The sequence below is a fragment of the Streptomyces noursei genome (assembly GCF_001646665.1).
In the GTDB taxonomy this organism is placed as follows: Bacteria; Actinomycetota; Actinomycetes; order Streptomycetales; family Streptomycetaceae; genus Streptomyces; species Streptomyces lavendulocolor.
This window is the reverse complement of record NZ_LWBU01000053.1, coordinates 40454-50314: the sequence shown is the minus strand read 5'-3', so window position 1 is coordinate 50314 and position 9861 is coordinate 40454. Positions and strand designations below refer to the sequence as shown.

At 71.3% G+C, this 9861-nt stretch carries 9 protein-coding genes; all 9 read left to right on the top strand.

The window, feature by feature from the left end:
- The coding region (locus tag A4V12_RS05365; protein WP_234372083.1) for a YebC/PmpR family DNA-binding transcriptional regulator at nt 1-533 on the top strand (533 nt) is incomplete at its 5' end.
- A gap of 130 nt (nt 534-663) precedes the next feature.
- Nucleotides 664-1197 carry a crossover junction endodeoxyribonuclease RuvC gene (gene ruvC, locus A4V12_RS05360; RefSeq protein ID WP_064068054.1) on the top strand — a complete coding sequence of 178 codons (534 nt, stop codon included), beginning with the start codon at nt 664-666 and terminating at the stop codon, nt 1195-1197.
- The gene (gene ruvA, locus A4V12_RS05355) at nt 1194-1811 is read left to right on the top strand and encodes a Holliday junction branch migration protein RuvA (RefSeq protein ID WP_064068053.1); all 618 of its coding nucleotides are present in this window, start codon (nt 1194-1196) and stop codon (nt 1809-1811) included. The genes ruvC and ruvA overlap by 4 nt, the downstream gene beginning before the upstream one ends.
- Nucleotides 1812-1863: 52 nt before the next feature.
- The gene (gene ruvB / locus A4V12_RS05350; protein WP_064068052.1) at nt 1864-2949 is read left to right on the top strand and encodes a Holliday junction branch migration DNA helicase RuvB; all 1086 of its coding nucleotides are present in this window, start codon (nt 1864-1866) and stop codon (nt 2947-2949) included.
- A 167-nt stretch (nt 2950-3116) separates the two neighbouring features.
- A complete protein-coding gene (gene yajC / locus A4V12_RS05345) occupies nt 3117-3593 on the top strand; it encodes a preprotein translocase subunit YajC (protein WP_064068051.1) in 477 nt (158 codons plus the stop codon).
- Between the two features lie 140 nt (nt 3594-3733).
- On the top strand, nt 3734-5485 hold the full coding sequence (gene secD / locus A4V12_RS05340) for a protein translocase subunit SecD (protein WP_064068050.1): 1752 nt from the start codon (nt 3734-3736) through the stop codon (nt 5483-5485).
- A gap of 1 nt (nt 5486) precedes the next feature.
- Nucleotides 5487-6596, top strand: coding sequence for a protein translocase subunit SecF (gene secF, locus A4V12_RS05335; RefSeq protein ID WP_064068049.1), 1110 nt, complete (start codon nt 5487-5489; stop codon nt 6594-6596).
- On the top strand, nt 6593-7135 hold the full coding sequence (locus A4V12_RS05330; RefSeq protein WP_064068048.1) for an adenine phosphoribosyltransferase: 543 nt from the start codon (nt 6593-6595) through the stop codon (nt 7133-7135). Before secF ends, A4V12_RS05330 begins: the two co-directional genes overlap by 4 nt.
- A gap of 190 nt (nt 7136-7325) precedes the next feature.
- On the top strand, nt 7326-9824 hold the full coding sequence (locus A4V12_RS05325; protein ID WP_064068047.1) for a RelA/SpoT family protein: 2499 nt from the start codon (nt 7326-7328) through the stop codon (nt 9822-9824).
- Nucleotides 9825-9861: the final 37 nt, after the last annotated feature.

The window sequence follows — 9861 nt, the reverse complement described above, 5'->3', positions numbered from 1 at the left end:
CCGGCCTGGAGGCCGGCGGCGCCGACTACGAGACGATCATGTACGAGGGTTACGGCCCCAACGGTGTCGCGGTGCTCATCGAGTGCCTCACCGACAACCGCAACCGCGCCGCCTCCGACGTACGCGTCGCCATGACCCGCAACGGCGGTTCGATGGCCGACCCGGGCTCGGTGTCGTACCTGTTCAACCGCAAGGGCGTCGTCATCGTCCCCAAGGGCGAGCTGACCGAGGACGACGTCCTGGCCGCCGTCCTGGAAGCGGGCGCCGAGGAGGTCAACGACCTCGGCGAGAGCTTCGAGGTCCTGAGCGAGGCCACCGACCTGGTCGCGGTCCGCACCGCCCTCCAGGAGGCCGGCATCGACTACGACTCGGCCGACGCCAACTTCGTCCCGACCATGCAGGTCGAGCTGGACGAGGAGGGCGCACGCAAGATCTTCAAGCTGATCGACGCGCTGGAGGACAGCGACGACGTGCAGAACGTCTTCGCCAACTTCGACGTCTCCGACGACGTCATGGCGAAGGTCGACGCCTGATCCACGCACACGCGGCGGGCCNNCCCCCGCCCGGGGGGGGGGCGGGGGGGCCCCCCCCCCCCCGCCGGCCCGCCGCGTTGTCGGTGCCACCCGATAGCCTGCACAAACAGTTGAGCGAAGGAGGGGTGGCGTGCGCGTCCTGGGGGTGGACCCGGGCCTGACCCGGTGCGGTGTCGGCGTCGTCGAAGGCGTGGCCGGACGCCCGCTGACCATGCTCGGCGTCGGCGTCGTCCGCACGCCCGCCGACGCGGACATCGGCCACCGCCTCGTCGCGATAGAACGCGGCATCGAGGAGTGGCTGGACGCCCACCACCCCGAAATGGTCGCCGTGGAGCGCGTGTTCAGCCAGCACAACGTGCGCACGGTGATGGGCACCGCCCAGGCCAGCGCCGTCGCCATGCTCTGCGCCTCCCGCCGCGGCATCCCGGTCACCCTGCACACCCCCAGCGAGGTGAAGGCCGCCGTCACCGGCAGCGGCCGCGCCGACAAGGCCCAGGTCGGAGCCATGGTCACCCGGCTGCTCCGGCTCGACGCCCCGCCCAGGCCGGCCGACGCCGCCGACGCCCTCGCCCTCGCCATCTGCCACATCTGGCGCGCCCCCGCCCAGAACCGCCTCCAGCAGGCGGTCGCCGCACACCACGCACGGAAAGGCCACACCGCATGATCGCCTTTGTCTCCGGCCCGGTCGCCGCCCTCGCCCCGACCACCGCCGTGATCGAGGTCGGCGGCATCGGCATGGCCGTCCAGTGCACCCCGGACACCCTGTCCGGCCTGAGGGTGGGTCAGGAGGCCCGGCTCGCCACGTCGTTGGTCGTACGGGAGGACTCGCTGACCCTGTACGGCTTCGCCGACGACGACGAGCGGCAGGTCTTCGAACTGCTCCAGACCGCCAGCGGGGTCGGACCGCGTCTCGCGCAGGCCATGCTCGCCGTGCACAGCCCCGACGCCCTGCGCGTCGCGGTGGCGTCCGGCGACGAGAAGGCCCTGACGGCGGTGCCCGGCATCGGCAAGAAGGGCGCGCAGAAGCTGCTGCTGGAGCTCAAGGACCGGCTCGGTGAACCGGTCGGCGCCCACATCGGCCGGCAGGGCGTCGGCACGGCGGTCACCGCGTCCTGGCGCGACCAGCTGCACGCCGCCCTGATCGGCCTGGGCTACGCCACCCGCGAGGCCGACGAAGCGGTGGCCGCCGTCACCCCGCAGGCGGAGGCGGAGGGCGGCGAACCGCAGATCGGCCGGCTCCTCAAGGCGGCCCTGCAGACCCTGAACCGCACCCGATGACCCTCCTCCACCCGTGCGGCCCCGCCGCCCTGACCATACGAGGCATTCCGCAGTGAACTGGGACGACGACACCGACACCAGCACGCCGGCCGCCGGCTCCGCCGACCGGCTCGTCGGGGCGTCCGCCGACGGGGAGGACCAGGCCGTCGAGGCGGCCCTGCGGCCCAAGTCGCTCGACGAGTTCGTCGGCCAGGAGCGCGTGCGCGAGCAGCTCGACCTGGTGCTCAAGGCCGCCCTGGCGCGGGGCGCCACCGCCGACCACGTCCTGCTGTCCGGCGCCCCCGGCCTCGGCAAGACCACCCTGTCCATGATCATCGCGGCGGAGATGGGCGCCCCCATCCGCATCACCTCCGGCCCCGCCATCCAGCACGCCGGCGACCTCGCCGCCATCCTCTCCTCCCTCCAGGAGGGCGAGGTCCTCTTCCTCGACGAGATCCACCGCATGTCCCGGCCCGCCGAGGAGATGCTCTACATGGCCATGGAGGACTTCCGGGTCGACGTGATCGTCGGCAAGGGCCCCGGCGCCACCGCCATCCCGCTGGAGCTGCCGCCCTTCACCCTCGTCGGCGCCACCACCCGCGCCGGCCTGCTGCCGCCCCCGCTGCGCGACCGCTTCGGCTTCACCGCCCACATGGAGTTCTACGCACCGGCCGAGCTCCAGCGCGTCATCCACCGCTCCGCCCAGCTGCTCGACGTCGAGATCGACACCGACGGCGCAGCCGAGATCGCCGGCCGCTCCCGCGGCACCCCCCGCATCGCCAACCGCCTGCTGCGCCGCGTCCGCGACTACGCCCAGGTCAAGGCGGACGGCCTGATCACCCGCGACATCGCCGCCACCGCCCTCAAGGTCTACGAGGTGGACGACCGCGGCCTGGACCGGCTCGACCGGGCCGTGCTGGAGGCCCTGCTCAAACTGTTCGCCGGCGGACCGGTCGGCCTGTCCACCCTCGCCGTGGCCGTGGGCGAGGAGCGCGAGACGGTCGAGGAGGTGGCCGAGCCCTTCCTCGTCCGGGAGGGACTGCTGGCCCGCACCCCCCGCGGACGGGTCGCCACTCCGGCCGCGTGGACGCACCTCGGCCTCGTACCGCCGCAGGCAGGCGGCCCGGGAGGGGGACAACAGGGGCTCTTCGGGGCGTGACGGCGAGGAGACTCGCCGGGGCAGGAACCGCGGTGCCATGCTGGGCGTTGTTCCATTGATGCGGACTCGCCTAGACTCCGCCGATGCCGACCCTTCAGGCCGGCGTACCCACCCCCGAAGATCAGGCCGCGGCACTCCCCGCGACCGTGCGAAGGATTTGTCGTCCCGTGAGTATCGTGACTCTCCTGCCGTTCATCGTCCTCATCGGGGCCATGTTCCTGATGACCCGCTCTGCGAAGAAGAAGCAGCAGCAGGCGGTGGAAATGCGCAACCAGATGCAGCCCGGAACCGGCGTACGGACGATCGGGGGGATGTACGCCACCGTCAAGGAGGTCGGCGACGACACGGTCCTCCTGGAGGTGGCTCCGGGAGTTCACGCCGTCTACGCCAAGAACGCGATCGGGGCCGTCCTCGACGACGACGAGTACAACCGCATCGTCCACGGCGACGGTGACCTCAAGACCGACACCCCCGTCGTGCCGGACGACGCCTCCTCGCTCACCGTGGACGACGCCGCCGCCGACGACGACGTCGCCAAGATCGACCTCGGCAAGAAGGACGCGGCCGACGAGCCGGAGACCGCTCCGGAGGCCGAGGGCGCCAAGGCCGACGACAAGCGCGACGGCGACACCGACGCGAAGTAAGGCGTGCAGACGGGCCGCGGCGCCGACCGGCGTACGCGGTCCGTTCCGTGCCGACACACGCGGGGGATTCCCCACACCACTTCGTGGCCGCCTCGACGCCCACCAGGCGTAGTGGCGGTTGGACAGGGAGAAACGAGAAGGTGGCAGCACCCAAGAAGGGCCGAGGGCCGGCATCGGGGGGGCAGGGCAAGCCGGGGCGCGCCCTGGCCCTGATCCTGATCGCCATCGGCGCCCTGATCGGCGGGATGTTCTGGTCGGGCGAGACCACCCCGCGCCTGGGCATCGACCTCGCCGGCGGCACGAGCATCACGCTCCGGGCCGAGAACCAGCCCGGCAAGCCGGACTCGATCAACGACACCAACATGCAGACCGCGATCGGCATCATCGAGCGCCGCGTCAACGGTCTGGGCGTGTCGGAGTCCGAGGTCCAGCAGCAGGGCAACCGGCACATCATCGTCAACATCCCCAGGGCGACCGACTCCGAGAAGGCCCAGAAGCAGGTCGGCACCACCGCCGAGCTGTACTTCCGGCCTGTCCTCGCCGTCACCGGCAGCGCGCCGCTCCCCGAGCCCTCCGCCGGCGGCTCCCCGAGCGCCACGCCGAGCGGCAAGCCCAGCGGCAAGGCGTCGTCCTCTCCCAGCCCCAAGGCGAGCGCCACCACGCAGGGCCGCGCCGTCCCCGAGGCCCTGAAGCAGGACGAGTCGCCGTCCCCCAAGGCCAGCGCGTCCGGCAAGCCGGCCGCCACCCCGCCGGCCCCGCAGCCCTCCGCCTCCGGTGCCGCGGCCGTCGCCGCGCTCGAGAAGCAGTTCACGGCCCTGGACTGCACGCCGAAGAAGGACACCAAGGAGGTGCCCAACCCGGCGCAGAACGCCGACCCGGCCAAGCCGACCGTGGCCTGCGGCCAGGAGGGTGACGCCAAGTACATCCTCGGCCCGGCCGACGTCGCCGGTACGGACGTCGACGAGGCCCAGGGCATCCTCGACCCGCAGCGCGGCCGCTGGATCGTCCAGCTCGGCTTCACCGACGCGGGCACCAAGAAGTTCGCGGACAGCACCGGCAAGCTCGCCGGCCAGGCCCCGCCGCAGAACCAGTTCGCGATCACCCTCGACGGCCAGGTCGTCTCCGCCCCGTCCGTCAGCAGTGCGATCGGCGGCGGCAGCGCCGAGATCTCCGGCAGCTTCGACCAGCAGTCGGCCACCGATCTCGCCAACATCCTGTCCTACGGCGCCCTGCCGCTCTCCTTCGAGCAGGAGAGCGTCACCACCGTCACCGCCGCCCTCGGCGGCGAGCAGCTCAAGGCCGGTCTCATCGCGGGCGCCATCGGTCTCGCGCTGGTCGTGATCTACCTCGTGGTCTACTACCGCGGCCTGTCGATCATCGCCCTCCTGAGCCTGCTGGTCTCGGCGGTCCTCACCTACGCGCTGATGGCGCTGCTCGGCCCGGCCATCGGCTTCGCGCTGAACCTGCCGGCCGTCTGCGGAGCGATCGTCGCCATCGGTATCACCGCCGACTCGTTCATCGTGTACTTCGAGCGGGTACGGGACGAGATCCGCGAGGGCCGCACGCTGCGGCCCGCCGTCGAGCGGGGCTGGCCCCGCGCCCGGCGGACCATCCTGGTCTCCGACTTCGTGTCGTTCCTCGCCGCGGCCGTGCTGTTCATCGTGACCGTCGGCAAGGTGCAGGGCTTCGCGTTCACGCTGGGCCTGACCACCCTCCTCGACGTCGTCGTGGTGTTCTTCTTCACCAAGCCGCTGATGACGCTGATGGCCCGCACCAAGTTCTTCAGCAGTGGTCACCCGTGGTCGGGCCTGGACCCGAAGCGGCTGGGAGCCAAGCCCCCGCTGCGCCGCTCGCGGCGCGTCTCCGCCACCACCGAACCGAAGGAGGCGTGAGATGTCACGACTCGGCAGCATGGGCGCTCGCCTGTACCGCGGTGAGGTCGGGTACGACTTCGTCGGCAAGCGGATGCTCTGGTACGGCGTCTCCATCCTGATCACCATCACGGCCATCGCCGGACTGATGGTGCAGGGCCTCAACATGGGCATCGAGTTCAAGGGCGGCGTCGTCGTCACCACGCCCAAGCTCTCGGTCTCCACCGAGGAAGCGCGGGAGACGGCGGAGGAGATCTCCGGCCACATCCCGATCGTCCAGGAACTGGGCAGCGGTGGTCTGCGCATCCAGATCAGCGATGTGACCACCTCGGAATCCAACAAGATCAAGACCGAGCTGGCGTCCGACTTCGGTGTCGCCACCAACGACCTGACGGCCGACATCGTCGGCCCGAGCTGGGGCGAGCAGATCGCCAACAAGGCCTGGACGGGCCTCGGGGTCTTCATGGTCCTCGTCGTGGTCTACCTGGCGATCGCCTTCGAATGGCGCATGGCCATCGCCGCGCTGATCGCCCTGATCCACGACCTGACGATCACCGTCGGTATCTACGCCCTGGTGGGCTTCGAGGTCACCCCGGGCACCGTGATCGGTCTGCTGACCATCCTCGGTTACTCCCTCTACGACACCGTCGTCGTCTTCGACGGTCTCAAGGAGGCGTCGAAGGACATCACGAAGCAGACCCGCTGGACCTACAGCGAGATCGCCAACCGCAGCCTCAACAGCACCCTGGTGCGCTCCATCAACACCACGGTCGTGGCGCTGCTGCCGGTGGCCGGCCTGCTGTTCATCGGCGGCGGTGTCCTCGGCGCGGGCATGCTCAACGACATCTCGCTGTCGCTGTTCGTCGGCCTCGCGGCCGGTGCGTACTCCTCGATCTTCATCGCCACGCCGCTCGTCGCCGACCTCAAGGAACGCGACCCGCAGATGAAGGCGCTGAAGAAGCGCGTCCTCGCCAAGCGTGCCCAGGCCGCCGCCGGCGGCGTCGACCCCGCGGACGCCGCGGAGGCGGAGTCCGCCGACGACCGGGACGACGAGCCGCAGGACGCCACCCCCGCCGGTGCCGTCGTCGGCCAGCGCCGCCAGCCCACCCGCGGGCGGGGCAAGCGCCGATGACCGTCACCACGCAGGAACTGCTGCTCAGCCGCATCCGGGACGTCCCCGACCACCCCATCGCCGGGGTGACGTTCAAGGACATCACGCCGCTGCTGGCGGACCCGGAGGCGTTCACCGCCCTGACGGAGGCGCTGTCGGAGCTGTGCGTACGGCACGGGGCGACGAAGATCGTCGGCCTGGAGGCGCGCGGGTTCATCCTCGCCGCGCCGGTCGCCGTCTCCGCCGGGCTGGGCTTCGTCCCCGTCCGCAAGGCGGGCAAGCTCCCCGGCGCGACCCTGTCGCAGGCGTACGAGCTGGAGTACGGCACCGCCGAGATCGAGGTGCACGCCGAGGACCTGCTCCCCGGCGACCGCGTCATGGTCATCGACGACGTCCTCGCCACCGGCGGCACCGCCGAGGCCTCGCTGGAGCTCATCCGGCGGGCCGGAGCCGACGTCGCGGGCGTCGCCGTGCTCATGGAACTCGGCTTCCTGGGCGGCCGTGCCCGCCTGGAGCCGGCCCTGGGCGGCGCCCCGCTGGAGGCGCTGATCACGCTCTGACCAGCGGGCACACGGCAGACGACACGGGCACCCGGGACACCGGGTGCCCGTGTCGTTCCACCGTCGGCCCGGGCCCCGCTCCCCGTGCGCCCACGGTCCCGCACCGTCCGGGGGAGAACGGTCCGCCCGAGGTCAGTACCATGGGATTCCGGGCCTGACCGGGGGACCCGGACCCGCACGAGGAGCGCTCTTGCCAGACGAGGCCCAGCCACTCTCCGCCGCGAAGCCCGAGCAGCAGGCCGACAAGGCCGCGGCGCCCCCAGCCACGCCCCCCGACAAGGCCGTGCGGAACGACAGGGCCGGGGACGCGCAGAAGGCCGCGCCGGAGCGCGCGCAGGGCCCCGCCCCCGTCTCGGCCCCCAAGCCCACGGCACCGGCCACCGCCCGCTCCGGCGGCTCGTCCAACCGGGTGCGCGCCCGCCTCGCCCGCCTCGGCGTCCAGCGCTCGTCGCCGTACAACCCGGTCCTGGAGCCCCTGCTGCGCATAGTCCGCAGCAACGACCCGAAGATCGAGACGTCGACGCTCCGCCAGATCGAGAGTGCCTACCAGGTCGCCGAGCGCTGGCACCGCGGCCAGAAGCGCAAGAGCGGCGACCCGTACATCACGCACCCGCTCGCCGTCACCACCATCCTCGCCGAGCTGGGCATGGACCCCGCGACCCTGATGGCCGGCCTCCTCCACGACACCGTCGAGGACACCGAGTACGGCCTGGAGCAGCTCCGCAAGGACTTCGGCGACCAGGTCGCCCTCCTCGTCGACGGCGTCACCAAGCTGGACAAGGTCAAGTTCGGCGAGGCGGCGCAGGCCGAGACCGTCCGCAAGATGGTCGTCGCCATGGCCAAGGACCCGCGCGTCCTGGTCATCAAGCTCGCCGACCGCCTGCACAACATGCGCACCATGCGCTACCTCAAGCGGGAGAAGCAGGAGAAGAAGGCCCGCGAGACCCTCGAGATCTACGCGCCCCTGGCCCACCGGCTGGGCATGAACACCATCAAGTGGGAGCTGGAGGACCTCGCCTTCGCGATCCTCTACCCCAAGATGTACGACGAGATCGTCCGCCTCGTCGCCGAGCGCGCCCCCAAGCGGGACGAGTACCTCGCCATAGTGACCGACGAGGTCCAGGCCGACCTGCGCGCCGCCCGCATCAAGGCCACCGTCACCGGGCGGCCCAAGCACTACTACAGCGTCTACCAGAAGATGATCGTCCGCGGCCGGGACTTCGCGGAGATCTACGACCTGGTGGGCATCCGCGTCCTCGTCGACACGGTCCGCGACTGCTACGCCGCCCTCGGCACCGTCCACGCGCGATGGAACCCGGTCCCCGGCCGGTTCAAGGACTACATCGCGATGCCGAAGTTCAACATGTACCAGTCGCTGCACACGACGGTCATCGGCCCCAACGGCAAGCCCGTCGAGCTGCAGATCCGCACCTTCGACATGCACCGCCGCGCCGAGTACGGCATCGCCGCGCACTGGAAGTACAAGCAGGAGGCCGTCGCCGGCGCCTCCAAGGTGCGCACCGACGTGCCGAAGAGGGCCGGCGGCAAGGACGACCACATCAACGACATGGCGTGGCTGCGCCAGCTGCTGGACTGGCAGAAGGAGACCGAGGACCCCAGCGAGTTCCTGGAGTCGCTCCGCTTCGACCTGTCCCGCAACGAGGTCTTCGTCTTCACCCCCAAGGGTGACGTCATAGCGCTGCCCGCGGGTGCCACCCCCGTCGACTTCGCGTACGCCGTCCACACCGAGGTGGGCCACCGCACGATAGGAGCGCGGGTCAACGGCCGGCTCGTACCCCTGGAGTCGACGCTCGACAACGGCGACCTGGTGGAGGTCTTCACCTCCAAGGCCGCCGGCGCCGGGCCCTCGCGCGACTGGCTCGGCTTCGTCAAGTCGCCCCGCGCCCGGAACAAGATCCGCGCCTGGTTCTCCAAGGAGCGCCGCGACGAGGCGATCGAGCAGGGCAAGGACGCCATCGCGCGCGCCATGCGCAAGCAGAACCTGCCGATCCAGCGCATCCTCACCGGCGACTCGCTGGTCACCCTGGCGCACGAGATGCGCTACCCCGACATCTCGTCGCTGTACGCGGCGATCGGCGAGGGACACGTCGCCGCCCAGGGCGTCGTGCAGAAGCTCGTGCAGGCCCTCGGCGGCGAGGAGGCCGCCAGCGAGGACATCGCCGAGTCGGCGCCGCCGTCGCGCGGCCGCGGCAAGCGCCGCGCCAAGGCCGACCCGGGCGTGGTCGTCAAGGGCGTCGAGGACGTCTGGGTCAAGCTGGCCCGCTGCTGCACGCCGGTGCCCGGCGACCCGATCATCGGGTTCGTCACACGGGGCAGCGGCGTATCGGTTCACCGCGCCGACTGCGTCAACGTGGACTCGCTGTCGCAGCAGCCGGAGCGGATACTCGACGTCGAGTGGGCGCCGACCCAGTCCTCGGTCTTCCTGGTCGCCATCCAGGTCGAGGCCCTGGACCGTTCCCGGCTGCTGTCGGACGTCACCCGCGTCCTGTCCGACCAGCACGTCAACATCCTGTCGGCGGCCGTCCAGACCTCACGCGACCGGGTGGCCACCTCCCGCTTCACCTTCGAGATGGGCGACCCCAAGCACCTGGGGCACGTCCTGAAGGCCGTGCGGGGCGTGGAGGGCGTGTACGACGTCTACCGCGTGACCTCGGCGCGCAGGCCCTGACGTGACCGCGCGGCGGGCCACACCCGCCGCGCGGCCG

What these genes read in the sequence shown, in the direction of transcription:
- A4V12_RS05330 (WP_064068048.1), top strand. Translation starts at nt 6,593, where the DNA reads ATGACCGTCACCACGCAGGAACTGCTGCTCAGCCGCATCCGGGACGTC.
- secF (WP_064068049.1), top strand. Translation starts at nt 5,487, where the DNA reads ATGTCACGACTCGGCAGCATGGGCGCTCGCCTGTACCGCGGTGAGGTC.
- ruvA (WP_064068053.1), top strand. Translation starts at nt 1,194, where the DNA reads ATGATCGCCTTTGTCTCCGGCCCGGTCGCCGCCCTCGCCCCGACCACC.